This window comes from Streptomonospora halophila, from assembly GCF_039542725.1.
Lineage (GTDB): Bacteria > Actinomycetota > Actinomycetes > Streptosporangiales > Streptosporangiaceae > Streptomonospora > Streptomonospora halophila.
Genome location: NZ_BAABIK010000049.1, coordinates 1 through 25,879, shown reverse-complemented (window position 1 = coordinate 25,879; position 25,879 = coordinate 1). Strand labels below are relative to the sequence as shown.

At 73.2% G+C, this 25,879-nt stretch carries 21 protein-coding genes; 9 read left to right on the top strand and 12 right to left on the bottom strand.

The window, feature by feature from the left end:
- Positions 1 to 1,235, bottom strand: a 1,235-nt coding sequence (locus ABEA15_RS24430) for a PH domain-containing protein (RefSeq protein WP_345559342.1), incomplete at its 3' end; no start/stop codon positions are given.
- Entirely contained in the window at positions 1,232 to 1,765 is a 534-nt protein-coding gene (locus ABEA15_RS24425; protein WP_344148542.1) for a PH domain-containing protein, read from the bottom strand. The genes ABEA15_RS24425 and ABEA15_RS24430, both read right to left, overlap by 4 nt.
- Positions 1,766 to 1,872: 107 nt before the next feature.
- Here ABEA15_RS24425 and ABEA15_RS24420 point away from each other — a divergent pair, with 107 nt between their 5' ends.
- Positions 1,873 to 2,805, top strand: coding sequence for an SPFH domain-containing protein (locus tag ABEA15_RS24420; RefSeq protein WP_344148602.1), 933 nt, complete (start codon positions 1,873 to 1,875; stop codon positions 2,803 to 2,805).
- A gap of 17 nt (positions 2,806 to 2,822) precedes the next feature.
- The gene (locus ABEA15_RS24415; RefSeq protein WP_344148545.1) at positions 2,823 to 3,107 is read left to right on the top strand and encodes a type II toxin-antitoxin system antitoxin; all 285 of its coding nucleotides are present in this window, start codon (positions 2,823 to 2,825) and stop codon (positions 3,105 to 3,107) included.
- 37 nt (positions 3,108 to 3,144) lie between these two features.
- Here the strand turns inward: ABEA15_RS24415 and ABEA15_RS24410 are convergent, their stop codons facing one another.
- Positions 3,145 to 4,881 carry an AMP-binding protein gene (locus ABEA15_RS24410; protein ID WP_425579445.1) on the bottom strand — a complete coding sequence of 579 codons (1,737 nt, stop codon included), beginning with the start codon at positions 4,879 to 4,881 and terminating at the stop codon, positions 3,145 to 3,147.
- A gap of 105 nt (positions 4,882 to 4,986) precedes the next feature.
- Positions 4,987 to 6,078: a zinc-binding dehydrogenase gene (locus tag ABEA15_RS24405; protein WP_345559338.1), complete on the bottom strand. Its 1,092-nt coding sequence runs from the start codon at positions 6,076 to 6,078 to the stop codon at positions 4,987 to 4,989.
- Positions 6,079 to 6,327: 249 nt separating this feature from the next.
- Here ABEA15_RS24405 and ABEA15_RS24400 point away from each other — a divergent pair, with 249 nt between their 5' ends.
- From ABEA15_RS24400 to ABEA15_RS24390, 3 genes are all read left to right on the top strand, one after another.
- Positions 6,328 to 6,912 (top strand): TetR/AcrR family transcriptional regulator, encoded by a 585-nt coding sequence (locus ABEA15_RS24400; protein ID WP_344148605.1) that lies wholly within the window; start codon positions 6,328 to 6,330, stop codon positions 6,910 to 6,912.
- A 211-nt stretch (positions 6,913 to 7,123) separates the two neighbouring features.
- Positions 7,124 to 8,920, top strand: a complete 1,797-nt coding sequence (locus ABEA15_RS24395) for a thiamine pyrophosphate-requiring protein (protein ID WP_344148553.1) — start codon at positions 7,124 to 7,126, stop codon at positions 8,918 to 8,920.
- A gap of 70 nt (positions 8,921 to 8,990) precedes the next feature.
- The gene (locus ABEA15_RS24390; RefSeq protein WP_345559336.1) at positions 8,991 to 9,245 is read left to right on the top strand and encodes a hypothetical protein; all 255 of its coding nucleotides are present in this window, start codon (positions 8,991 to 8,993) and stop codon (positions 9,243 to 9,245) included.
- 324 nt (positions 9,246 to 9,569) lie between these two features.
- Here ABEA15_RS24390 and ABEA15_RS24385 read toward each other — a convergent pair whose 3' ends face one another.
- Positions 9,570 to 10,022 (bottom strand): hypothetical protein, encoded by a 453-nt coding sequence (locus ABEA15_RS24385; RefSeq protein ID WP_344148559.1) that lies wholly within the window; start codon positions 10,020 to 10,022, stop codon positions 9,570 to 9,572.
- Positions 10,023 to 10,383: 361 nt separating this feature from the next.
- Between ABEA15_RS24385 and ABEA15_RS24380 the strand changes: the two genes are divergently transcribed.
- The 3 genes from ABEA15_RS24380 (at position 10,384) to ABEA15_RS24370 (ending at position 14,652) form a co-directional block, all read left to right on the top strand.
- A complete protein-coding gene (locus ABEA15_RS24380) occupies positions 10,384 to 11,679 on the top strand; it encodes a GAF domain-containing protein (RefSeq protein ID WP_345559334.1) in 1,296 nt (431 codons plus the stop codon).
- Positions 11,680 to 12,404: 725 nt separating this feature from the next.
- A complete protein-coding gene (locus ABEA15_RS24375; RefSeq protein ID WP_345559344.1) occupies positions 12,405 to 13,637 on the top strand; it encodes an aminotransferase-like domain-containing protein in 1,233 nt (410 codons plus the stop codon).
- A 55-nt stretch (positions 13,638 to 13,692) separates the two neighbouring features.
- The gene (locus ABEA15_RS24370) at positions 13,693 to 14,652 is read left to right on the top strand and encodes a D-alanine--D-alanine ligase family protein (protein ID WP_345559332.1); all 960 of its coding nucleotides are present in this window, start codon (positions 13,693 to 13,695) and stop codon (positions 14,650 to 14,652) included.
- A gap of 133 nt (positions 14,653 to 14,785) precedes the next feature.
- Here ABEA15_RS24370 and ABEA15_RS24365 read toward each other — a convergent pair whose 3' ends face one another.
- The 7 genes from ABEA15_RS24365 to ABEA15_RS24335 form a co-directional block, all read right to left on the bottom strand.
- The gene (locus tag ABEA15_RS24365) at positions 14,786 to 15,838 is read right to left on the bottom strand and encodes a TerC family protein (RefSeq protein WP_345559330.1); all 1,053 of its coding nucleotides are present in this window, start codon (positions 15,836 to 15,838) and stop codon (positions 14,786 to 14,788) included.
- Positions 15,839 to 15,917: 79 nt separating this feature from the next.
- Positions 15,918 to 16,499 carry a hypothetical protein gene (locus ABEA15_RS24360; RefSeq protein WP_344148572.1) on the bottom strand — a complete coding sequence of 194 codons (582 nt, stop codon included), beginning with the start codon at positions 16,497 to 16,499 and terminating at the stop codon, positions 15,918 to 15,920.
- Positions 16,499 to 18,124, bottom strand: coding sequence for an Nramp family divalent metal transporter (locus ABEA15_RS24355; RefSeq protein WP_344148575.1), 1,626 nt, complete (start codon positions 18,122 to 18,124; stop codon positions 16,499 to 16,501). Before ABEA15_RS24355 ends, ABEA15_RS24360 begins: the two co-directional genes overlap by 1 nt.
- 219 nt (positions 18,125 to 18,343) lie before the next feature.
- Positions 18,344 to 20,485, bottom strand: coding sequence for an acetate--CoA ligase family protein (locus tag ABEA15_RS24350; RefSeq protein WP_344148578.1), 2,142 nt, complete (start codon positions 20,483 to 20,485; stop codon positions 18,344 to 18,346).
- Between the two features lie 4 nt (positions 20,486 to 20,489).
- Entirely contained in the window at positions 20,490 to 21,719 is a 1,230-nt protein-coding gene (frc, locus tag ABEA15_RS24345) for a formyl-CoA transferase (RefSeq protein WP_344148581.1), read from the bottom strand.
- 16 nt (positions 21,720 to 21,735) lie between these two features.
- Entirely contained in the window at positions 21,736 to 23,424 is a 1,689-nt protein-coding gene (locus ABEA15_RS24340; protein ID WP_344148584.1) for a thiamine pyrophosphate-binding protein, read from the bottom strand.
- A 74-nt stretch (positions 23,425 to 23,498) separates the two neighbouring features.
- The gene (locus ABEA15_RS24335) at positions 23,499 to 24,872 is read right to left on the bottom strand and encodes an MFS transporter (RefSeq protein WP_344148587.1); all 1,374 of its coding nucleotides are present in this window, start codon (positions 24,870 to 24,872) and stop codon (positions 23,499 to 23,501) included.
- Between the two features lie 299 nt (positions 24,873 to 25,171).
- Here ABEA15_RS24335 and ABEA15_RS24330 point away from each other — a divergent pair.
- On the top strand, positions 25,172 to 25,879 hold a 708-nt coding region (locus ABEA15_RS24330), incomplete at its 3' end, for an ATP-grasp domain-containing protein (RefSeq protein ID WP_425579444.1).

Genomic DNA, 25,879 nt, shown 5'->3' with positions numbered 1-25,879 from the left:
GCAAGAGCCGCGGTCGGCACCGCCGAGGCCGCGGCGAGGACCGCCGCGCCCGCAAGGGCACGGGTGAGCCGCCGGCGCGGGGCCGCGCGCGGGTGCGCCCGCAGCGGCACCGCGATCGGCGGCTCGGCCGTGCGCACCACCTCGGCGCTGAGGCGCAGTGCGCGCCGGCGCGGCAGGTCCGGCGAGAGCGCGCTGCGCGGAACGGCGCCTCCCTTGCCCTCGGCCGAGCCCAGACCGGTCGCCACCGCCCGGACGCGCGCGGCGCCGAACCAGCGCTGCGGCAGCGCCTCGCGCAGCTCCACCCCGCGCAGCCGCCGCTCCTCCAGCGACAGCGACGTGCTGGTGACCAGGCCGCGGCGCAGCCGCAGCGTGCCGTCGGGCTCGCGGTCCAGGCGGTAGCCCCACCACGCGTCCACCTGCAGGGCGGTCGCCGCGAGCGCGCCGGTGAGCAGCACCGCCGCCACCGCCGGCAGGACCAGCAGGGGGCTGGCCGCGAGCAGGTCGTAGACGCCGACCGCGATGCCGTTCGCCCGCTGCTGGCCGAACCAGCTCAGCACGTTGAAAGCGCCTGCGAGAGCGGTGGCGCCCAGCGCCGGGGTCGCGGCCGACAGCGGAGCGAAGCCGAACCACACCGGTCGCAGGCGCTCCAGCTCGCGGACGGAGTGCTCGGCGCCGCCGAGGCCGCCGTCCGCCCGGGGCCGCCCGGGGGCGTCCTCCGGCGCGCGCCGCAGCAGCCCGGCGCGCAGCCGGTCGCCCTCGGCGCGCAGGACGTACTCCAGCCGGATCTCGTCGCCCTCGGCGCCCGCGCTCTGGCCGGTGCCGACGGTGACCTTGCACAGCCCCAGCGGCCGCAGCCAGATCGGTACGGCCACGTCGACGCTGCGGATGCGGTCGCGCGGCACGGAGCGGTGCGCGGTCACCAGGACCCCGCTGCGGATCTCCAGGCGCTCCCCGGTCACCCGGTAGCGCGCCCGGTGCCAGCGCAGCCACTCGCCGGCGGTGACCGCCGCCGCGAACGCCGCGCAGCCGGCGGCGATCAGCGCTCCCCACGGCCACAGCGCTCCGGCCAGGCCGGTGGCGACCGCCCCGGCGGCCGCGCCGGGAACGCAGATCGCACCGAGCACGAGAACGCCGGCCCAGACGGTGAGCGGATGCAGCCGCCGCCACCCCTCGTCGGCGTCGGCGGCGTCGGGTGCGGGCGGAGCGGCCGCGGCGGCGGGGCCGGTGGCGCTCATGTCGCGTCTCCCTCCGTGCTGTGGGCGGCCTCGGTCAGCTCGGCGGCCACGCGTTCGGCGCGGTCGCCGTCCAGGCCCGCGATGGCGATGGGGCCGGCGGCCGAGGCGGTGGTGACGGTGACGTCGGCCAGCCGGAACAGCCGCTGCAGGGGGCCGCGGCTGGTGTCGACGGTCTGGACGCGCGACATCGGCGCCACCCGCCACTCCTGCCAGAACCAGCCCGAGGCGGTGTAGACGGCGGTCTCGGTGACCTCCCAGCGGTGGACGCGGTAGCGCCACTGCGGCACGACGGCGATGGCGGCCAGGCCCACCGCGCCCAGCGCCGCCGCCGCGGCCCACAGCGCCGAGACCAGCGCCGCGGGCGCGGGCGCCACGGCCGGCAGGACCAGGGCGGCGAGCGCCGGCGCGCCGGCCAGGGGAGCGGCGAGCAGCAGGATGCGGGTGCTCCACCAGGCGACGGCGCGGCGTTCCACGCGGTGGCGCGGGGGCCGAAGCCGGGTCGCCGGCGGCGCGGATCGGGTGACGGTCATGACCCGGATCCCTCCTTCAGGGAGTGCGGTGAAGCGATGTGCTGAAAAAGTGATATCACAATGCTACTATGAAGCAATCATTGAGCGAAGGAAAGGGGACGCCGCCCATGACGCCGTCCGAATCCCCCGCCGCGGGCGTCCGGATGCCCGCACCCACGTACCGGGAGCGCACCGCGGCGCAGCTGCCCGGCCTCCCCGCGGCGGGAGTGTGCCTGCTCGCGCTGCTGGCGGGAGTGGCCGCGGTCGCGGCCGGAACCGGCCTGCTCGGGGCCGGCGGAGCCTCCCTCCCGCTGGTCCTGGCGGGGGCGGTGCTCGCCGCGGCGGCGCTGGTGGGGGCCGCCGGCCTGACGGTCGTCGCGCCCAACCGGGCCCGCGTGCTGCAGTTCTTGGGCCGCTACGCCGGCACGGTGCGCTCCGACGGCCTGCGCTGGGTCAACCCGCTGACCACGCGCCGGACGGTCTCCACGCGGATCCGCAACCACGAGACCTCGGTGCTGAAGGTCAACGACTCCGGGGGCAGCCCGATCGAGATCGCCGCCGTGGTGGTCTGGCAGGTCCAGGACACCGCCCGCGCGGTCTTCGAGGTGGACGACTTCGTCGAGTTCGTCTCCATCCAGACCGAGGCCGCCGTGCGCCACACCGCCAACAACTACCGCTACGACGCGCCGGTCGAGGGCGCCATGTCGCTGCGCGACAACGCCGACGAGGTCACCGAGCGGATGTCGGCCGAGATCGCCGAGCGCGTGCAGTCGGCGGGCGTGCGCATCGTCGAGTCGCGCATCACCCACCTGGCCTACGCCCAGGAGATCGCCCAAGCCATGCTGCAGCGCCAGCAGGCGGGCGCCGTCGTCGCCGCGCGCCGCGAGATCGTCGAAGGCGCGGTCGGTATGGTCGACGCGGCCCTGACCCGGCTGGCCGACCGCGACGTGGTCGAGCTCGACGAGGAGCGCAAGGCGGCGATGGTGAGCAACCTGCTCGTCGTGCTGTGCTCGGACCGTCCCGCGAGCCCGGTGGTCAACACCGGAACGCTCTACCAGTAGGGAACCCCTGTAAGACCGTGGCTGAGCGGAAGAGAATCCTGCTCCGGCTGGACCCGGCCGTGCACGACGCGCTGGCGCGCTGGGCCGGCGACGAGCTGCGCAGTACCAACGCCCAGATCGAGTTCCTGCTGCGCCGCGCCCTCTCCGCCGAGGGCCGGCTGCCCGGCGGCGCCGGGGCCATCCCCCGCCGCGGCCGCCCGCGCGCGTCTCCCGCCCCCCAGGAGCAGGAGGAGGACGCGGGCGGCGACGGCGACGGGGAGGGCCGCGAGGGCGGCGGCGCGGACGGCGGACCGCCCGGCTGAGGCGCCGCACCCGCACCGCCGGCCCCGGCCCCGGCGGTCAGCCCTGCTCGGCGCCGGCCCAGCCGTACTCCTGCTTCAGCCGCCTCTTCAGCAGCTTGCCCGACGCGTTGCGCGGCAGGTCGCCGGCGGCGATCCGGATGTGGGAGGGGATCTTGAAGGCCGCCACGCGCGGCTTGAGGAACTCCGCCAGCTCCGCCCCGGTGAGCTCGGTACCCGGCAGCAGGCGCACCACCGCGCCCACCTCCTCGCCGTAGACCTCGTCGGGCACGCCGACCACCGCCACCTCGCCCACGGCCGGATGCTCGTGGACGGCGGCCTCGACCTCGGCGCAGTAGACGTTCTCGCCGCCGCGGATGATCATGTCGGTGGCCCGGTCGACGATGTAGAGGAAGCCTTCCCCGTCCAGCCGCCCCAGGTCTCCGGTGCGCAGCCAGCCGCCGGTGAACGCGGCCGCGGTCGCCTCGGGGCGCCGCCAGTAGCCGTGGACCACGCCGGGACCGCGGATCCACACCTCGCCGACCTCTCCCGGCGGCAGCTCCCGATCGGCGGCGTCGACCACCTTGACGTCGACGGTGGCCACCGGCACCCCGGCGCTGTCGGGCCTGAGCAGGTAGTCGCTGCCGCCGTTGGCGGTCGCCGTCGCCGAGGACTCGGTGAGCCCGTAACCCTGGCCCAGCAGCATCTCGTGCATGCTGCTGCGGGTGCGCGAGACCAGCGCGGGCGCGGCGGGCGCGCCGCCGGAGGCCAGGAGCAGCAGGCTGCTGAGGTCGTAGTCGCCCAGCCGCGGCGAGGCCGTCATCTGCGAGATCATCGCCGGTACCGCGGTGATGGCGCTGACCCGCTCGCGCTCGACCAGCCGCAGCGCCTCCTCGGGGTCCCACTTGTACATCAGCACCAGCGTGCCGCCGTTGGCGAGGGTCGGCAGCATGACCGTCTGGGCGCCGGTGGCGTGGAACAGCGGCAGCACGCACAGCACCACCGAGGGCCCCAGCGCGTCCACGTAGGCCTGGACCTCCTCCATCTCCAGGCCGAGCCGCATCAGCGAGCGGAACCGCGAGTAGGACGCCGAGACGATGTTGGTCGCCAGGTTGCGGTGCGAGGCGACGGCGGCCTTGGGCCGCCCCGTGGTCCCGGAGGTGTAGAAGAGCGTGCACGGGTCGTCCGCGGCCACGTCGGCCTCGGGCAGGCGCGCGTCGGCGCCGGGCTCGCCCAGCACCTCCTCCCAGGCGCGGCCGCCCTCGGGCAGCGCGCGGGTGCGCACCCCGATCACCGGCAGCTCCAGGCGCCCCAGGCCCTCGCCCAGCCGCTCGATGCGCTCGCGGTCGGCGATCAGCACCTTCGCCCCGCTGTCGGCGAGCCCGAACTCCAGCTCCGGGCCGCTCCACCAGGAGTTCAGCGGTACGGCGATCGCGCCGGCGCCGGTGGCGGCGAAGAAGGCGACGACCCATTCGGGGTAGTTGCGCATCGCGATCGCCACCCGGTCGCCCTTGGCGACCCCGTAGTCGGCGACCAGCCGGCGGGCCAGGGCGGCGGTGCGCCGGTGGAATTCGGCGTGGGTCATCCGCTCGTCGCCGTAGACCAGCGCCGCCCGGTCGCCGTACTGGGCGCACGACTCCACGACGGCGCGCAGGTGCGCGGGCGCGTGCTTCCACACCCGCGTGGCCACGCCGCCGATCTCGGCCGTCTCCATCTCGAAGGGGCCTCCGCTCACCAGCAGCCGAGCGGTGACCGCCGCCAGCGAGCGGATCGGAGGGGTGATCTCTTGGCCGGTCACCTGCTGCTGAGCACTCACATGCACTCCCCACGGTCGGTCGGGGCCAATGGCGGGCCCGGAGGCGGTGCGGCCCGTGCGGCCGGGCGGACGCCCGCGCCGCCGCCGTCAGTCGAAGCGGATCAGCGTGCGCCCTCCCTTGCCCGCGCGCATCCGCTGGAACGCGTCGGGCAGCCCGTCGAGGCCGACCTCGTCGGTGATCATGGTCGCCAGGTCCAGGCCGCCCCGGCGGACGTGCTCGGCCACGCGGGGCACGTCGCGGTCGGGGTCGCAGGAGCCGTAGAAGCAGCCGCGCAGCGTGCGGGCCTGGTGGAAGATCTCCAGCGCGCTGAATCCCACGGTGTCCTGCAGCGCGCCGGCGCCCACCACGGTGACCGATCCGCCGCGCCGGCTGATGTCCCAGGCGGCGCGGATGGTGGCGCTGGAGCCCACGACCTCGAAGGCGTGGTCGGCTCCGCGCCCGCCGGTCAGCGCGCGCACCTCGCCGGCCAGGCCCTCGCCCGCCTCCAGGAAGTGGGTGGCGCCCAGGGCGGTCGCCAGGTCGCGCTTGGCGGGCGAGGCGTCCACGGCGATGACGGGGTCGGCTCCCGCCAGCGCCGCCGCCTGCAGCGCCGCCAGCCCGACGCCGCCCAGGCCGATGACGGCCGCCGACTGGCCGGGGGCCAGGCCCGCGGTGTTGGTGACGGCGCCCCAGCCGGTGAGGACGGCGCAGCCCAGCAGGGCGGCGGTCGCGGCGTCGACCCCCTCCGGCATGGGCACCACGGCGTTGGCCGGGACCACCGTCGCCTCGGCGAAGGCCGCGGTGCCCAAACCCGGGTAGACCGCTCCGCCATCGGAGAGGACGCCGTAGCGCCGCTGCGCGGCGTCGAGGCCGTGCTCGCACAGATAGGGCTCGCCGTTCTCGCAGAACCAGCACGCGCGGCACGGCGGGGTCCAGTTCAGCACCACCGGTGTTCCGACCCGCACGCCCCGCACTCCGGGCCCGACCGCCTCGACGGTGCCGGCGCCCTCGTGGCCCAGCACGGCCGGCAGCGTCTGCGGCAGCACGCCGTCGGCGAGTGAGAGGTCGGAGTGGCACACCCCCGCCGCCGCCAGCCGCACCCGCACCTGCCCCGGCCCGGGCTCGTCGAGGGTGACGCGCTCGATCCGCGGCGGAGCCCCGGTCCCGGAGACGACGGCGGCGTTGACGGTGGTGCTCATGAACGGCCCCTCGTGTGATCCCGGTTACTCGGAAGTACGGCGACTGTACAAGACCGACTGGTCGGTTTTCCAGGGGGCGAGCCGCTCCGCCGGTCAGCGCCGCGTGCAGAAAACGGGCCCGGGACCGCCCGCGATCACGACCCTGCGCATTCGCCGGAGCCGCCGCGCCGGCCGCCGCGGCGGCGATAGAGTCGGGGCGTGGCGGGCAAACAGCAGCAGCGGCTGCCGCGCGAGGTGCGCGAGCGGCAGATGATCGACGCCGCGGTGCGGGTCTTCTCCCAGGTCGGCTACCACACGGCCAGTGTCGAGGAGATCGCCGGTGCGGCGGGCATCTCCAAGCCCATGGTCTACATCTACCTGGGCTCCAAGGAGCGGCTGTTCACGGCCTGCATCCACCGCGAGGCCGACCGGGTGGTCGAGACCGTGCGCGCCGCCGTGCATCCCGACGAGCCCCCGGAGCTGGGGCTGTGGTCGGGGCTGCGGGTCTTCTTCCGCTTCGTCGCGGACAACCGCGACAGCTGGACGGTGCTCTACCAGCACGCCCGCACCCAGGGCGAGCCCTTCGCCAAGGAGGTCCGCGCCGCCCGCAACCGGGTCATCGCGGAGATCACCGCCATGGTGGTCGCCGGCACGCGCATGCCCGGCGGCGAGCGCATCGTCTCCGAGCGCGACGCCGAGATCCTCGCCCGCATCGCCATCGGCGCCGCCGACTCGCTCAGCGACTGGCTGCTGGAGCACCCCGACGAAAGCCCCGACAGCCTCGTCGACCGGGTGACCGACCTGGCCCTGGTCGGCGTGGAGCGCTACAACACCGGCGACCTCCCGCCCTCCTGACCGCGGTCGCGCGGTCGCCCCGTCGGCGAGCGCGCCCGGCCGCGGAGCCGGTGCCCGCTCTCGGCCAACACGCCGGGCCCCTGCGGGCCCCGTCGACCGCCGCGTGCCCGTCGGACCGGGCCCGCTCACGTTTGCCCCGCGGACGCGAGGGCAGCGGCGCGCCCGAGGCAAGAGGCAAGGCACGACGCGCCGCGACCAAGGGGAGACCGACGTGAGTCAGACGGTTGCCAACCACATACTGCAGCGCCTGCGGGCCTGGGGGGTCGAGCACATCTTCGGCTACCCGGGCGACGGGATCAACGGCCTCATCTCCGAGCTGGGCCAGGCCGAGGGCCCGCACTTCGTGCAGAGCCGCCACGAGGAGATGTCGGCCTTCGAAGCCGTCGGCTACGCCAAGTTCAGCGGAAACCTCGGCGTCTGCACGGCCACCAGCGGGCCGGGCGGCATCCACCTGCTCAACGGCCTCTACGACGCCAAGCTGGACCACGTCCCCGTGCTCGCGATCGTGGGCCAGGTCCATCGCACCGGCATGGGCGGCAGCATCCAGCAGGAGCTGGACATGCACACGCTCTACAAGGACGTGGCGGGCGCCTACGTGCAGACCGCGATGGTCCCCGAGCAGTTCCCCAACCTGATCGACCGCGCGATCCGCACGGCTCTCTCCGAGCGGTGCCCCACCGCGATCATCGTTCCGGCCGACCTGCAGGAGACCGACTACAGCCCGCCCCAGCACGAGTTCAAGCACGTGCCCTCCAGCAAGCCGGGGCTGAGCCGGCCGCAGGCGGTTCCGCCCGAGGACGAGGTGCAGCGGGCGGCCGACGTCATCAACGAGGGCGAGAAGACCGCGATCCTCATCGGCCAGGGCGCGCGCGGCGCGGCCGACGAGGTCGTCGAGCTCGCCGAGGCCACCCGCGGCGGCGTGGCCAAGGCGCTGCTGGGCAAGGACGTGCTCGACGACGAGCACACCTTCGTGACCGGCTCGATCGGGCTGCTGGGCACCCGTCCGACGTGGGAGATGCTGCGCGACTGCGACACATTCGTCATCGTCGGCTCCAACGTGCCCTACGCCCAGCATTATCCGCCGTTCGGCAAGCGGGCGGTCCAGATCGACATCGACCCGCACATGATCGGGATGCGCTACCCGACCGAGGTCAACCTGGTCGGCGACGCCGGCGAGACGCTGCGCCGGCTGCTGTCCAAGGTGCGCACCCGCAAGGGGGACCGGGGGCCCGAGCGCTGGCGCGAAGGCATCGAGAAGAGCGTGCGCGAGTGGTGGGACTCGATGGACCAGCAGGCCCACGTGCCCGCCGACCCGGTGAACCCGATGCTGATCTTCAACGAGCTGTCGCCGCGGCTGCCCGACGACGTGATGGTCAGCTCCGACTCGGGCTCGGCGGCCAACTGGTACGCGCGCCACCTTCGGTTCAAGAAGGGCATGCGCGGGTCGCTGTCGGGGACGCTGGCCACCATGGGCTGCGGGGTGCCCTACGCCATCGGCGCGAAGTTCGCCCACCCCGACCGGCCGGCGATCGCCGTGGTCGGCGACGGCGCCATGCAGATGAACGGGATGGCCGAGCTGATCACCGTACGCCGCTACGCGCAGGAGTGGAGCGATCCGCGGCTGATCGTGTGCGTGCTGCACAACAACGACCTCAACCAGGTCACCTGGGAGCTGCGGGCGATGGGCGGCTCGCCGAAGACGCCCTACAGCCAGGACCTGCCCTCGGTGTCCTTCGCGGCCTTCGCCGAGTCCATCGGCCTGAAGGGCGAGACGGTCGACACCCCCGACGCCGTCGCGGGGGCCTGGGACCGGGCGCTCTCCGCCGAGGTCCCGGTGGTGCTCGACGTGCACTGCGACCCCGACATCCCGCCGATCCCGCCCTACGTGGAGATGGACCAGCTCACCGACACCGCCAAGGCGCTGGCCTCGGGCGATCCCGACAGGTTCGGCCTGATGACCAAGGGTCTGCGCACCAAGCTGCAGGAGTTCACCTCGCCGCGCCGCTGAGCCGCCCGGGTGCGGCGCGGCCGCACCCGGGACGACCGGGGCAGGGGAGATAGAGGCAGGAGGGGCGACGATGCCCGAACACGACCGGCGCGCCGGCGCCGACCAGGACGCGGGGGCCGCACGCGGCCGCGGCGAAGCCGGGAACGGGGGCGGAAACGGCGGCGATGACCGGCCGCTGGCCGACCGCCGCGCCGACCAGGGCGCCCGTCCCTCGCCCGACGAGGAGATCGCCGCCGAGCGCGAGCCCTCGCCCACGGACCCGGCCGCCTACGACCCGGACAGCGAGGACCGCGACGAGCCACCGGAGCGGCCCACGCGCGCCTGAGGCCGCGGCCGCCCACCGGCGAACAGAGGGGGCACTCCCGCGGCGAGCACCCGGGTCGGCCCCGCCGCCCCCGGCCGCGTCCCGCGCTTCGCGGGCCCTGCCGCGTTCGCCCGGCTGCTGCGGCTCGACGAGGCCGGCCGCGCCGTCGTGGGCGCCCCCTGCGCGGCCCGGCCGGCTGCCGCCTGGTGGGCGCCGACCGTGGAGGGCGCCCCGGCCTGCGGCCGTGCGGACGATCACCGCGCCCGCGGCGGCGCACGCCGCCTGCGCCCCCGCCGCCCTGCTCGCGCTCGACGGCGCCCGGGTTCTACGCGCGGCCGGCCCGGGTCAGCTGGGCGAGGCCGCGGGGGAGGAGTCCTCCTCCAGCTCGCCGGGTTCGCAGTTGAAGCAGTTCATCCGGAAGACCTCGTCGCCGTCGGCGGTGCCGGTGTAGGTGCCGGGCAGGCCTTCGGCGAGGTCGGGCTGGGAGGCGACCGCGCCCGGGTCGATGCGTCCGCGGAAGCGCAGCTTGCCGTCCTCGGCGCTGCGCCCGGTGCACACCACGGTGAGCGGCTCGTCCTCCCGCGTGCGGCTGCGGCATTCGAGGCCGCCCCGCACCGGGTGGCCCTCGCGCTCGAAGGCCTCCTCGGCCTCGGGGCGCAGCAGCACCGCGGACAGCTCGGCGGTGGCCGTGCGCATCGTCTGCGCGTCCTCGGACTCCGGCTGCGTGCAGCCCTGCAGCGCTGCCGCGCCCGCGAGCACCAGCAGCGCTCCCGCGGCCCGGGCGGTCCAACGCTCCATCGTGTGCCTCCCTCTGCGCCCCTCGCGCCGGGGCCGGGGGCGCGCACCCGGGCGGCGCCCGCCGCGGCCCCCGCCCGGTCTTGTTCCGACTCCGCGCCCACCCTCGCGCACGGCGCCCGGGCCGGCCCGAACCGCCACGGGGCGCGGGGGCCAAGATGTCGCCAAGATCGGGCAAGCGGCGGCGCCGCCCGCGTGCTTTCGACGAATTGCTGGCGACGGGCGGCGGGCGAGCGCGCATTCGGAGACGCGGCGGCCGCTCAGTGCCCCGAAGACGTTGTTGGGAACCGTTCCGGTTGCCGCGCCCACCTGTGCCGAGAAGGATGGGGAGCATCGTGGAGCAGCCGGCTCAGCGGGGGGTGCGATGATGCAGCCGTACTTGGACACCTCGGTTCCCGCGGGCGTCGACCCGGGTGAGTACGCCCGGCTGCTGCGCCGGGTGCACCAGGCGGTGCTGTCCGGCGGCCGGCCTCCTGCGTCGCTGCGCCCCGTGATCGCCGACTCCTGGGAGCGCGTGCGCCGCAGCCGCGTCGACCCCGACGCGGCCAGGCCCACCCCGGTACTGCCCCGCGAGGAGCTGCAGCGCCACCGCTCCGCCTCGCCGCTGGCCGACCTGCTGCCCATGCTGCGCCAGTCGCTCATGGGCGTCGCCGAGGAGGCCTCCTACATCATGGTGGTCGCCGACGAGAGGTGCCGCGTGCTCTGGCGCGACGGCCCGGTGCGGATGCGGCGCATCGCCGACTCCACGGGCGTGGTCGAGGGCTCGCAGTGGAGCGAGGAGGCGGTCGGCACCAACGCCCTGGGCACCTCGCTGGCCGTCGACCGGCCGCTGCAGGTCTACTCCGCCGAGCACTACACCCGCGGCCTGCACCAGGTCACCTGCTCCAGCGCACCGGTGCACGACCCGCGCAACGGGCGCGCGCTGGGGGCCGTGATCCTGAGCGGGCCCGCGCGTACCGTGCACCCCACCACCCTGGCGCTGGTCAGCGCCGTCGCCCAGCACGCCGAGTCGCAGCTGCGCGGCCGCCACCACGCGCACCTGGAGCGCTTGCGCGCCGTCGCCGCCCCCCTGCTCTCGGGGATACGGGAGAACGTCCTGGTCGTCGACAGCGACGGCTGGACGGCCACCGCCGCCGGCATGGACCCGCCGCGCCGCGTCCTGCTGCCGCGCGGGCTGCAGGACGGCGGCGCGTGGCTGTCGGGCCTGGGCCAGTGCCAGGTCGAACCGCTGCCCGGCGGATGGCTGATCCGGCCGGGCGGCGGCGAGGCACCCGCCCCCACGGAGGTGGTGCTGGACCTCGCCGGCGCCGCGGCGCCGGAGGTGACCGTACGCGGGCCCAGCGGCGGCTGGACGCACCGGCTGACCCTGCGCCACTGCGAGCTGCTGTTTCTGCTCTCCCGCCACCGCGAGGGCTGCAGCGCCGCCCGGCTGGCCGCCGACCTGTTCGGCGACCCCGAGCGGCTGGTGACCGTGCGGGCCGAGATGTCGCGGCTGCGCCGCCACCTGGGCGGTGTCGTCGAGAGCCGCCCCTACCGGTTCAGCGAAGGCCTGCGGGTGGCGGTGCGCACGCCCGACTACGCGGCCGACCTGCTCCCCGCCTCCAGCGCGCCGGGCATCCGGCGCGCCCGGGAGGAGGTCGCCCGCGCCGCGCACGGCTGATTCGGGCCGGCCGGCCGACCGGGCGCCGCCGGGCTCCCGCCGCAGGTAGGCGCACTCCGCAGCCGAATGTGACTCCCAGTAGTTGAACTGCAACCTGTTGCAACCTTTGCTCGTGGGCGGGGTGATGCAGTTGAGTTCGTAGTGCGGCGGCCGGAAGGCCGCGAGACTCTGCGAAGACCCGACGGGCCGGGCGCCCCGAAGGCTTCGGCGACCGAGTCCGCCCGTGCCCGTGCCTTGAGGGGGGTACCGGGTTCGATCACGCAGGGCGGACCTTCCAGAGGCGGCGGCCCGCGACGGGTGGGGGAGCCTGTCGGGGCCGCCGCCGCATGCGCGGACCGCCCCGCCCCCGAGGAAGCACCGGCCAAGGATCGCGTCTGGACTCGGCAAAACGCGGTCGCAGGACCCGGTCCGAGCGGGAACCCTCTCAGCAGCGGCCCGGGGGCCGCTGCCCGCGGCCGCGGGAGGTGCCCGCGGCCCGCGGCGGCGGGCCTGCATAGACTGGGCCGGGACCGGCCGTCCTCGGACGCCGCGGCGGGTGGCTGCGCCTCCGGCCCGGCCCCGTGCGAACCGGCGGCGCCGTCCGGGCGTCCCACAGGCCACAGGCACCATCGTCCCCGCAGCGGAGGTGGATCGTGCAGGATCCCCGAGAACCCCACCGGCAGCCCTCGGTCCAGGGCTCGCGCATCGACCCCTATGTCGGCAGCTACGCGGCTCGGACCAAGGGCATGGTGGCATCGGAGGTCCGCGCGCTGTTCGCCGTGGCCTCGCGCCCCGAGGTCGTCTCGCTGGCGGGCGGGATGCCCAACGTCAGCGCGCTGCCGCTGGACGACATCGGCCGCATCGTGCACGAGGTCGTCGCCGAGCAGGGCGCCACCGCGCTGCAGTACGGCTCCGCCCAGGGCGACCCGGTGCTGCGCGAGCACATCTGCGAGGTCATGGCCGAGGAGGAGATCGACGCCGCGGCCGACGACGTCATCGTCACCGTCGGCTCCCAGCAGGCGCTGGACCTGGTCACGCGCGTCTTCGTCGACCCCGGCGACGTGGTGCTGTGCGAGGCCCCCACCTACGTCACCGCCATCAACACCTTCGCGGCGTTCCAGGCCGACGTGCGCCACGTCGAAATGGACGGAGACGGCGTCGTCCCCGAGGCGCTGGAGGAGGCGCTGACCCGCATGGCGGCCGAGGGCCGGCGGGCCAAGTTCTTCTACACGATCCCCAACTTCCACAACCCCGCCGGCGTCACCCTCGCGGCCGAGCGCCGCGACCGGGTCCTGGAGATCTGCCGGCGCCACGGCCTGCTGGTCCTGGAGGACAACCCCTACGGCCTGCTGCGCTACGACGGCGAGCCGGTGGCACCGCTGCGGTCGAAGGCGCCCGACAACGTCATCTACCTCGGCTCGTTCTCCAAGACGCTCTCGCCGGGCTTCCGCATCGGCTGGGCGCTGGCGCCCTCGGCCGTGCGCGCCAAGCTCGTGCTGGCCGCGGAGTCGGCGATGCTCAGCCACTCCACGTTCAACCAGATGGTGGTGCGCCGCTACCTCACCACCCACGCCTGGCGCGAGCAGATCAAGAACTTCAACGAGATGTACCGGCAGCGCCGCGACGCCATGCTCGGCGCGCTGGACGCCCTGATGCCCGCCGGGACCGAGTGGACCCGCCCCGACGGCGGGTTCTTCGTGTGGCTGACCCTGCCCGAGGGGCTGGACGCCAAGGCGATGATGCCGCGCGCCGTCAACGAGCGCGTCGCCTACGTGCCCGGGACCGGCTTCTACGCCTCCGACGAGGGCCGCCGCAGCATGCGGCTGTCCTTCTGCTACCCCACGTGCGAGCAGATCCGCGAGGGCGTGCGGCGGCTGGTCGGCGTGATCGAGGGCGAGACCGAGCTGCGTGATACGTTCGGCGGCATGTCGCCGCCCGCCGCCGCGGGCGACGGCTCCCCGTTCCCCGACCTCCCCTGACGATGCGGGGACGGATCCGGTGACACCCGCAGCAGCACAGCAGGAAGGCAGGACCGTGGCCGATCTCGACCGGGTGCTCGTACTCGCGGGCGGCATGTCTCCCGAGCACGAGGTCAGCGTGCGCTCGGGCCGGCGCGTCGCCGAGTCCCTGCGCCGCCTGGGCGTGGAGGTGCAGACCGCCGACATCGACGCCGCCCTGCTCGACCGGCTGCGCACCGACCCGCCACAGGCGGTCTTCCCGGTGCTGCACGGCGCCTCGGGCGAGGACGGCGCCACCGCCGAGGTCCTCCAGCTCAGCGGCGTGCCCTACGTGGGCGCGCCGCCCTCGTCGTGCCGGATCGCCTTCGCCAAGCCGACCGCGAAGGCGCTGGTGGCCCAGCACGGCGTCCCGGTTCCGCGCGGGGTGACCCTGCCCAAGTCGGCCTTCCACGACCTGGGCGCGCCGGCGCTGCTGGAGCGCGTGGTGGCCCGCCTGGGCCTGCCCCTGTTCGTCAAGCCGGACCAGGGCGGTTCCGCCTTCGGCGCGACACCCGTCGACTCCGTCGAGTCGCTGTCGGCCGCGATGGTCAGCTGCTTCGCCTACGGCGACCGCGCGGTGATCGAGGAGCGCATCGAGGGTACCGAGATCGCGGTGGGCGTACTCGACCTGGGCGAGGGCCCCTTCGACCTGCCGCCGGTGGAGATCGTGCCCGACGGCGGGGTCTACGACTACGCCGCCCGCTACACCCCCGGCCGCACCGAGTTCTTCAGCCCCGCCCGGCTGCCCGAGGAGACCTCCCGCGCGGCGGCCGAGGCCGCGCTGACCGCCCACCGGGTGCTCGGCCTGCGCGACTACTCCCGCACCGACCTCATCGTCGACGGCGCGGGGCGCGTGCGGTTCCTGGAGGTCAACGTCGCCCCCGGGCTGACCGAGACCTCCACCTTCCCGCTGGCGGTCGAGGCCGCGGAGCTGGACTTCTCCCGTGTCTGCCGCGACCTCGCGTTCAACGCCTTCAACCGCGGCCGCTCCGACTAGCCGCGGCGGCGGGCCGCGCCCGCCGAGTCCGGCCCGGAAAAGGCCCCCGCAGCGGCTCGCGCCGCCCGCGGGGGCCTTTTCCGGTTTCGCGCGATGGGTACCGGCCCGGAGCAGGGGGAGTGCCCCTTGGACCTCAGAGCGACACCCGCTCGTCCAGGTCATCGTCGTCGTCGCTGGAACCCGTGGAGGACGTGTGCGGCCCGGCGCCGCCCGCGGTCCCCGCCTTCTCCGCCGCGCCCGCCCCGGCGCGGGCGTCGCGGCGCGACTTCAGCAGGCTGAGCACCGTGGTCAGCGCCAGCGTCACCACGATCACCACCAGCGACAGCACCGTGGGGATCTCGGGGACGTGCAGGTCGGTGGTCTCGTGGATCGCATGCAGGATCAGCTTGACCCCGATGAAGCCGAGGATCACCGCGAGGCCGTAGCTGAGGTAGACCAGCTTGTCGAGCAGCCCGCCGATGAGGAAGTACAGCTGGCGCAGGCCCATCAGCGCGAAGGCGTTCGCGGTGAAGACCAGATAGGGCTCCTGGGTGATCCCGAAGATGGCGGGGATCGAGTCCAGCGCGAAGAGGATGTCGGTCATGCCGACGGCGATCATCACCATCAGCATGGGGGTGACCAGGCGCTTGCCGTCGACGCGCGTGATCAGCTTGTGGCCGTCGTAGGTGTCGGAGGTGGGCAGCACCCGCCGCACCATGCGCAGCGCGGCGTTCTCCTCGTACTCCTCGTCCTCGCCGCCGCTGGAGACCAGCTTCCAGGCGGTGTAGAGCAGGAACGCGCCGAACAGGAAGAAGACGCCGGCGAAGGCGTTGACGGCGGCGGCGCCGGCGGCGATGAACAGGCCGCGGAAGAGCAGTGCGAGGGCGATGCCCACCAGCAGGACCCGCTGGCGGTGCTCGCGCGGTACGCCGAAGGAACCGAGGATGAGGATGAACACGAACAGGTTGTCCATGCTCATCGAGTACTCGACGATCCAGCCGGTGAAGAAGTCCACCGCCTGCCCCTCGGTGAAGAAGGAGAGACCGATGCCGAAGACGATCGCCAGCGACACGTAGATGGAGACCCAGATGGCCGCTTCGCGCATCGACGGTTCGTGGGGTCTGCGGGTGATGATGACGAAGTCGAGCGCGATCACGCCGAGCAGGACGGCGATCGTCGCTCCCCAAACCCAAGGTGCGATATCCAAGCCAGTACTCCAGAAGATTCGGTGGCGCGGGCGGGCCGGTCCCGGGCGACGGATACGCCCGGGACCGGTCTACTACATCTCAGGAGGAGCCGCGTCGGCGGGACCGCTTCTCGGCCCGCTCCTCCTTCGCGGTACGGCGCCGCTCCTCCAGCTGGGTGGCCTGCGAGACGTAGCGCTCGACGAGGCCCGCGGCGACCGGGTTGTGGTCCTTGATGCGGACCAGCATGTGCGGTGCGATCCGTTCGTGCAGCCACAGGAACCCGATGGCGAATCCCATGCTGAGCATCGCCTGGAAGGCCAGGAACGACAGCAGCGGCTCGCGCAGGGCCTGGTCGTGGCCGAGCACGGCGGCGACCGCGTACTGGTCGACGAGCCGCGCGAGCGGGAAGCCGATCAGCCAGTAGAAGGCCGCCGGCCCGAGCGCGCCGACGCCGAACTTTCCCATGGCGAGCAGGACGCAGTATCCCGCGCCCAGCAGGGCCAGCGGCACACCCAGTCCGGCGGCGATGGTCGCGATCTGCAGAGCGGGAAGCCCGGCCATCGACGCCACACCGGCGGCGAAGACGCCGGCGACCAGCCCGACGCCCGCTCCGGGAACGGCCACCTCGGCGTACTGGAGCGCTACCGGCATGTGCCGCACGGCGGTGACGTGGGCGCTCATCAGCTCACCACCACCCCGAAGGCGAACAGCGAGTAGAACAGCATGCCGAGGTAGAACACCGCGGCGAACGCGATGATCAGGTTGGACAGGATTCCGGGACGCACCGGTTTGGGCAGCATCAGGTTGTTGACCAGCAGCAGCGTCACACAGTAGGCGCCCATGGCGAAGGTGGACAGGAACGCCAGGGTGTCCAGGATGCCGGCGGGGCCGTCGGCGGGCCCGAACAGCAGGATGGCGATGCCGAAGCCGATGACGCCCCACAGGAAGAACGCGTAGAGCTTGGACATGCTGAACCGCTTGGCGCCGGGGATGAAGTAGTAGGTCATGTCGGCCTGACCGCGGGAGAACGAGTCGAACAGGCCGAGGGTGGCGTTGAGGCCGATCAGTGAGATGAACAGGAAGAAGACGGTGCCGAAGATCGGGCTTCCGGCGGCGGTGAAGGAGGCCGCCATGGCGTCCAGGGCCGCGTCGCGGTCACCGCCGCGGATGACGTTGGCCACGTTGGGGTCGAAGCGCGCCGAGGCCTGGGCTAGCACGGTGAAGGAGATCGTCACCAGCATCGTGATGCCCCAGAAGAGCACGAACGCGTCGAAGGTGACCCACCGGCGCCAGCCCTTCCACTTGGCCATCTCGTCGGAGTTGCTGGTGTCGAACATGAACCCGCGGGTGGGCATGGTCTCCTGCTCGTCGGCGTGGCGCAGGCCGCGGATGCGGGGAATGTGGGTGCCCATGCCGGCGCCCTTGTCCCGCAGGTGCAGGGTGTACCACATCTGCTGCATGCCCGACGGGCCGGCGAACGCGATCGAGCCGACGATGACCGGGAACCAGGCCGGGCTCATCGCCTCCTCGGGCATGTAGCCGAAGGCGAACATGCCGGTGATGGTGCTGGAGAGGTCGGCGAGGTTGCCCACCAGGGCGGCGACGACCGAGGTGCCCACGACGAGTACGCCGATGAGGATGGAGAGCACGTTCTCCAGCAGGTTGTAGATCACCTTGGCCAAGGTGAACACGACGCCCACCAGCAGCATGCCGGCGACCGCCGTGGCCTGCCAGGGGATCCCGCTCACCCGTTCGAAGGCCGATGCACCCGCTGAGAGGTGGCCCGGCCATATGTAGACGAGCATCGCTGTGACGAAGAAGAACCACATCAGCGGTTTGAACACCCGGGCGGCGCCGAAGAAGATGCTCTCGCCGGTGGCCATCGCATAGCGCGACATCTCCAGCATGACCACGGCCTGCAGGCTGACGCCGATGAGGAACAGCCAGCGGATCTCGGGTCCGAAGATCAGGACCAGCCGCGGCCACATGTAGGACTCGCCCATGCCCACGCCCAGGGCGACGAGGAAGACCGTCGGACCGAGCAGGTGGATGGAGGGCGGAGCTTTGGGCAGGGTGCGGATCGGCATCGGCTCCAGCCGACCCGCTTTCCAGTAGCGCTCTTCCTGCGGGGGCTCGTTGGCCTCGGCGGCGGCCGGGTCGCCGGCGCCGCCGGCGCCGTTGTCGGAGCCGCCTGCTTCGGACGGAGCGGGGCCTCGTTGCGCGGGCACCTGTGATTCGGGCGTGTCGGTGCCGGTGAGGTCATCACGGCCCAGCGGCCGGTCTGAGTTGATGTCTGAGGAGTCCATGCGTGGAGCTCTCCCTCGCTGGATCGCGGATGCGGGCTGGTTGCCCCCTCGGTAGCCCCCTGCTTCTTCGGCCCTCCTTGTCGTGGCCGGCGGGGTGATCAGCGGCTCCTGCGGCGGCGGGCCTGGCGGAGGCCGCCGCTGCGGGGTACCCGGTGGCCGCTTCGTGGCGGCTCAGCGGCCACCGGGTGTGATGCGGGTTACAAGTCGAAGATCAAGTGATCAGAGTAGCCCGGCCGCGCGCGCCCAGCGATACTTCGCGCCGAGCACTTGAACGGGCTTTTCGGTGGTGTAGGGGTAGGCCACCACACCGTGTGCGAACAGGTGGGCGCTGGCGGCCTCGACCTCGGTGTCGCCCGAGAGCGAGGCCACCACGGGCTTGTCGATCCCCGCGGCGCGGGCCTGGCCCACCACGTCGGCCACCAGTTCGGCGAAGACCATCGGGGGAGTGACGATGGTGTGCCAGTAGCCCAGGATCAGCGCGTGCACCCGCGGGTCCTCCAGGCCCAGGCGGATGGTCTTCTCATAGGTGGACGGCGGCTCCCCGCCGGTGATGTCGACCGGGTTGCCCGCCGCGCCGAACGGCGGGATGAAGGCCCGGAACGACTCGTCGAGGTCGGGCGGGATCTCCATCAGCGACAGGCCGTTGTCGACCACCGCGTCGGAGAGCAGCACCCCTGAACCGCCGGCGCCGGTGATGATGACGACGTTCTCGCCGCCGGGCGTCGGCAGCACCGGCAGCGCGCGGCCGTACTCCAGCAGCTCGTTGAGCCCGGGGGCGCGTACGACGCCGGCCTGGCGCAGGATGTCGTCGTAGACCTTGTCGTCGCCCGCGAGCGCCCCGGTGTGCGAGCCGGCGGCCCGCGCACCCGCCGAGGTCCGGCCCGCCTTGAGCACCACCACCGGCTTCTTGGGGACCACCTCGCGGGCGGCCTGCACGAACGCGCGGCCGTCCTTGAGGTCCTCCAGGTGCATCGCGATGGCGTTGGTGTTGTCGTCCTGGCCGAAGAACGTCAGCAGGTCGTCCTCGTCGATGTCGGCCTTGTTGCCCACGCCCACGATCGCCGAGACGCCGGTGCTGGTGCTGCGGCTGTAGCCCAGGATCGCCATGCCGATGCCGCCGGACTGGGAGGTCAGCGCGGTACCGCCGGCGACGTCGTAGGGCGTGCAGAACGTCGCCGAGAGGTGCTCGGGCGTGTAGTAGTAGCCGTAGATGTTGGGGCCCAGCAGCCGCACCCCGTGCCGGCGGGCGACCGCGAGGACCTCGTCCTGCAGCTCCTGCTCACCGGTCTCGGCGAAGCCGGAGGGGATGAGGATCGCGCCGGCGACCCCCTTGCGGCCGGCCTCCTCCAGCGCCGCGGCGACGAACTTCGCGGGGATCGCGAAGACCGCCACGTCGATGCCGTCGGGGGCGTCGGCCATGGTGGGGTAGGCGGCGCGGCCGTAGACCTCGTCGGCCTTGGGGTTGATGGGGTAGACCTGCCCGGCGTAGCCGCCGTCGACGACGTTGCGGATGACCGAGTTGCCGATCTTGCCCTGCTCGTTGGACGCGCCGATGATCGCGATGGAGCGCGGCTTGAAGATGCGGTTCATCGAGGCGAGGATCTCCTCGCGGGTGAACCGCGCCGGCGGCTCGGGCGGCTCGAAGTCGAGCACGAAGCGCAGGTCGGCGGCCACGCTGCCCGAGGCCGAGGCGAAGACCGGGTTCAGGTCGGCCTCGGAGATCTCGGGGAAGTCGGTGACCAGGTCCGACAGGCGGGTGATGACGTCGGCCAGGCGGTCGGTGTCCACCGCCTCGCCGCCGCGCACGCCCTTGAGGACCTCGGCGGCCTTGATGTCGCCGATCTGCGCGCGGGCCTCCTCGGCCGAGACGGGGGCCAGGCGGAAGGCGACGTCCTTGAGCACCTCCACCAGGATCCCGCCGAGGCCGAAGACCACGACCTTGCCGAAGGTGGGATCGGTGGTGGCGCCGATGAGGACCTCTTGGCCCCCGCCCACCATCTGCTGCACCTGCACGCCCTGGATGTCGGCCCCGGGGTTGTAGGCCCGGGCGTTGTCGACGATGCGCTGGTAGGCGGCCTTGACCTCCTCGGCCGAGGAGAGCCCGACCTCGACGCCGCCGGCGTCGGTCTTGTGCAGGATGTCGGGCGAGACGATCTTGGCGACCACGGGCAGGCCGAGCTCCACCGCCAGCGATACGGCCTCGTCGGCGCTGGTGGCCAGCGCTTCGCCGGGGATGGGGATGCCGTAGGCCTCGGCCAGCGCCTTGCCCTCGGGCGCGGTCAGCGCGGCGCGGCTCTCGGAGCGGGCCCGGTCGAGCACGGCGCGGACGGCATCGCGGTCGTAGCCGGTTTCCGTTGCCATCTTCTCAGATCACTCCGTTCGATTTGAGGGCTTCGAGGTCCTCGTGGGTCAGTCCCAGCTCGTCCTGGTAGACCTGGGTGTTGTGCTCGCCGAGCAGGGGGGAGCGGCCGATGTCGGCGGGAGAGGCCGACAGCCGCATGGGCAGGCCCACCGTCTTGTAGGTGCCGCGGTGGGGGTGCTCGACCGTGGCGACGATCCCGTTCGCGTTGAGCGTGGGATCGTCGATGATCTCCCGGGTCGACAGGATCGGCCCGCAGGGGATGTTGTGCTCGTTGAGTGCCGCGAGCACGTCCCACTTGGGCAGGTTGGACGACCACTCCTCGATCAGCCCGAAGCACTTGTCGAGCTTGTCCAGCCGCGCCTCGGGCGTGGCCCACTCGGGGTCGGTGGCCAGCTCGGGCCTGCCGATGATGCGGGTGATGTGCTCCCAGCCGGTCGGCTGGATGATCACGTAGACGTAGTCGTTGGGGCCGCCGGGGGCGGTGCGCACCGCCCAGCCGGGCTGCCCCCCTCCCGAGGCGTTGCCCGAGCGCGGGACCTCGTCGCCGAAGTCGGAGTTGGGGTACTCGTTGAGCGGCCCGTGGGTCAGGCGCTGCTGGTCGCGCAGCTTGACCCGGCACAGGTTGAGCACCGAGTCCTGCATGGCGACCTCGACGCGCTGCCCCTCGCCGGTGCTCGTGCGCTGGTACAGCGCGGCGAGGATACCGGCGACTGTATGCATTCCGGTGCCCGAGTCGCCGATCTGTGCGCCCGTCGCCGTGGGGGGACCGTCCTCGAAGCCCGTCGTGCTCATCGACCCGCCCATGGCCTGGGCGATGACCTCGTAGGCTTTGAAGTCGGCGTAGGCGCCCGGGCCGAACCCCTTGATGGAGGCGTAGATCAGCCGCGGGTTGGCTTCGCGCAGCACCTCCCAGGTGAAGCCCATCCGGTCCAGCGCGCCCGGTGCGAAGTTCTCCACCAGCACGTCGCTGCGCTTGACCAGGTCGAGGAAGAGTCGCTTGCCCTCGTCGCTCTTGGTGTTGAGCGTGATGCTGCGCTTGCTGCCGTTGAGCATCGTGAAGTAGAGGCTGTCGACGTCGGGGAGGTCGCGCAGCTGGCGCCGGGTGACGTCACCCGAGGGGGCCTCCAGCTTGACCACGTCGGCGCCCAGCCAGCCGAGGATCTGGGTGGCCGAGGGGCCCGACTGCACGTGGGTCATGTCCAGGACGCGGACCCCGTCAAGTGCCTTGCTCATGTGGATCCTCCAGCGCCTACTTGTACATGGTCTGGTTCATCGTCCCCGGCGCGTAGACCTCGGGGTCGATCCAGACGTTGATGAGCGAGGGCTTCCCGGACTCGCGGGCGCGCCGCAGCGCCGGCCCGATCTCGCCGGGCTCGCGGACCTCCTCGCCGTAGCCGCCCAGCATCTTGGCGAACTCCGAGTAGCGCACGTCGCCGAGGGTGTTGCCGATCTCGCCGCGGTCGGCGCCGTACTTGGCGATCTGGCCGTAGCGGATCTGGTTCATCGAGGAGTTGTTGCCGATGATCCCGATGAAGGGCATGTCGAAGCGCACGAGCGTCTCGAAGTCCCAGCCGGTGAGGCTGAAGGCGCCGTCGCCGAAGAGCGCGACGACCTCCTTGTCGGGGCGGGCGTACTTGGTGGCCATCACGAAGGGGATGCCGACGCCCAGGGTTCCCAGCGGCCCCGGGTCCAGCCAGTGGCCCGGCGCCTTGGGCTGGACGACCTGGCCGGAGAAGGTGACGACGTCGCCGCCGTCGCCGATGTAGATGGAGTCCTCGGTCAGGAAGTCGTTGATCTCGCTGACCAGGCGGTAGGGGTGGATCGGCGAGGCGTCGGAGGTCAGCAGCGGCGCCCTCTTCTCCAGCGCCTTGTTCTCGGCCTGGCGCAGCTCCTCCATCCAGGTCTTGCGGCCCTGCGCCCCGTTGTCGCCGTAGGCCGAGGTCGCCTGCAGCACCGAGGAGAGGACGACGTCGGCGTCGCCGACGATGCCCAGGTCGATGTCGCGGTTCTTGCCGACCGTGGCGTAGGACAGGTCGATCTGCACCACCGTGGCGTCGGTCGACAGCCGCTTGCCGTAGCCCATGCGGAAGTCGAAGGGGGTGCCGACGATGATGATCAGGTCGGAGTTGGAGAAGGCGTGGCGCCGGGAGAGCTGGAAGTGGTGGGGGTCGGCGGGGGGCAGGGTGCCGCGGCCGCCGCCGTTCATGAACGCGGGGACGTTGAGCGTGCGCACCAGCTCGGCGGCCGACTCGGTGGCCCTGGTGGTCCACACCTGGTTGCCGAGCAGGATGCTGGGGCGCTCGGAGCGCACCAGCAGCTCGGCGAGTCGCTCGATCGCAGCGGGGTCGCCGCCCTGGCGGGTGGAGGCGCGGTAGTGGCCGGCCTGGGGTACGCGGGCCGACTCCACCGGGACCGAGGCGTCCAGGATGTCGCGGGGGATCTCCAGGAAGGACGGGCCGGGCGCGCCGTTCAGCGACTCGCGGAAGGCCATGGAGACCAGGTCGGCGACACGCTCGGTGTGCGGCACGGTCGCGGCGAACTTGGAGATGGGGCCGATCATGTCGACGTGCGGAAGGTCCTGCAGCGAGCCCATCTTGTGCTGGCTGAGGGCGCCCTGGCCGCCGATCACCAGCAGGGGGCTCTCGGCGCGGTAGGCGTTGGCGATGCCGGTGACCGCGTCGGTGGTACCGGGGCCGGCGGTGACCACGGCGCATCCGGGTTTGCCGGTGACCCGCGCGTAGCCGTCGGCGGCGTGGGCGGCCACCTGCTCGTGGCGGACATCGATGACGTCGATGCCCTCGTCGGCGCACCCGTCGTAGATGTCGATGATATGGCCGCCGCAGAGTGTGAAGATCACATCGACCCCCTCGGCCTTGAGGGCCTTGGCGACCAGGTGGCCGCCGGAGATCGTGGTGTCCCCACCCTTGTCGTCAGTCATCTGAGCACACATCTCCTTTATTGGATACTGCATACCGTATGTTTTCCATTGCTACACGACCCCCCGTTCGGTGTCTAGAGCGGAAGCGTGCGAATGGGTACCGGGCGCCGCAGCCGGGCCGCGACCGCGGCCGCGGCCAGGCCTGCCAGGCCGGCGGCCGCCAGGCACAGGGCGGGCCCCGAATGCGGGGCCAGTGCGACGAGCGCCGCGGCGCCGCCCACGCCCAGCAGCCCGCCCAGCGCCTTGGCGCTGTAGACGAGCCCGGGGATGTCGGCGCTGTCGCGGCTGCCGAAGAAGTCGTGGGCCAGGGTGCGCGTCAGGGGATAGCAGCAGCCCCCGCCGACGCCCGCGGGGACGGCCATCAGCACCAGTACCGCGGGCGAGCCCGCCAGTGCGGCGGCGACCAGCCCGAACTGGGCCGCTCCGCCCGCGGCCAGCGCCGCTACGAGGACGCGCCGCCGGCCCAGGCGCTCGCCGCAGCGCCCGGCCGCGGCGCGGCCCAGCCCGCTGGAGGCCACCAGCACCGCCAGGGCCGCGGCGACGGCGGCCGGCGGCAGTCCGCGCTCGACCAGCAGCATCGGCAGCACCGCCACGTCCAGGAGGGCGGCGGCGCCGGCCAGCGCCACCACCGCGTGCAGGCCGGGCAGGGCACCGCTGCGCCAGGCCTGGGCGGGGGAGTGGTCGTAGCAGGCGACGGGCTCATCGCGGCGGCGCAGCGCCCAGTCGCGCGGATCGGTCTCGGGCGGCCACCAGTGCGGCGGCGGCGTGCGCAGTCCGGCGCCCGCCGCGGCCACGACGACGGCCGTGGCGGCCCCCAGCCACGGCGCGGCGGCCAGGTGGGCGGGATCGGCCAGGGCCAGGCCCGCGGCCAGCGGGACGGCGCCCAGGGCGAAGCCGGCACCGGCCCATGCGGCCGGTGCCGCCGGGCGCTCGGGGTACCAGGCCGCGACCGTGTGCACGCTGGAGTGGTAGACGAGCCCGGCGCCCAGTCCGCCGGCCAGCCCGTAGCCCGCCAGCGTCCAGCCCAGGCCGCCGTCGAGGCCGAGCGTCGCCAGGGCGGCGGCGCACAGCAGGGCGCCGATCACGATGGCGCGCGCGGGCGGCAGCAGGCCGCGCTCGCGCAGGCGTGCGATCGGCCACGCGCTGCCGCCCTGGACCAGGGCCCACACGGCGAACGGCAGCAGCGCGGCCGCCGGGCTCCAGCCGTGCGCGGCCACCAGCAGGGGCAGGGCGGCGCCGTAGCCGAACTGCAGGGTGCCGATTGCGGCCACCGCCGCGACCGCTCGCGCCGCCTGTACCGCGCGCCCGGTGCCGGCCAGCTCGCGGGCCGGCCGGCCGACGACGTAGCGGCGCCCGCTCCAGTCGTGCATCTCGCCGGCGCGGGGAGCGGGGACATAGGGCGACGCCAGGTGGCCCGGCGGGGCTGGGGCGGGGGGCGGGTGTTTCATGGCGCACCTCACATCGACCGTGGATCGTATACAGTATGCGTCGCTGATGCGATTCTGAGAAGAGGGCGCGAAGATCTTTCGCGGATTCACAGCGGAGTCGGGTCGGCTCCTGTTGCGGGTCGGCCGCCGGGTGATCGGCGAAACGGAGCGCGCCGTCTCTAATGGCGGTATTGCATACTGCATACGATCTCGCGTAAGACAGGTAGGGAGGGTCCCAGAAGACACAGCTATGCCGAGGAGGCTCGGTGGACCTCTACGAGTACGAAGCCAAACAGCTGTTCGGCGACCACGACGTGCCCCTGGCCGAGCGCCAGCTGGCCACCTCGCCCGAGCAGGCCGAGCTCAGCGCCGCCCGACTGGGCGGCAGAGTCGTCGTCAAGGCCCAGGTCAAGGCCGGCGGCCGCGGCAAGGCCGGCGGCGTGAAGGTGGCCGACGACCCCGCGGACGCCCGGGCCAAGGCCGAACAGATCCTCGGAATGGACATCAAGGGGCACACCGTGCACCGGGTCCTGATCGAGGAGGCCAGCGACATCGCCGAGGAGTACTACGTCTCCTTCCTGCTGGACCGGGCCAACCGCAGCTTCCTGTCGATCTGCTCCGCCGAGGGCGGCGTCGAGATCGAGGAGGTCGCCGAGAAGCGCCCCGAGGCCGTCGTGCGCACCCCCGTCGATGCCCTGACCGGCCTGGACCGCGAGACCGCCCTGGCCATCTGCGAGAAGGCCGGCCTGCCCCAGGAGGTCCACCCGCCCACCGCGGTCGTGCTCCAGCGGCTGTGGGAGGTGGCCCGCGAGGAGGACGCCACGCTCGTCGAGGTCAACCCGCTGGTGCGCACCGCCGACAACCGCATCCTCGCGCTGGACGGCAAGGTCACCCTCGACGACAACGCCCTGGACCGCCACCCCGAGCGCTTCCCCTTCCACGACGACGGCGCGGCCGACTCGCTGGAGGCCCGGGCCAAGGAGAAGGGGTTGAACTACGTCAAGCTGGACGGGCAGGTCGGCATCATC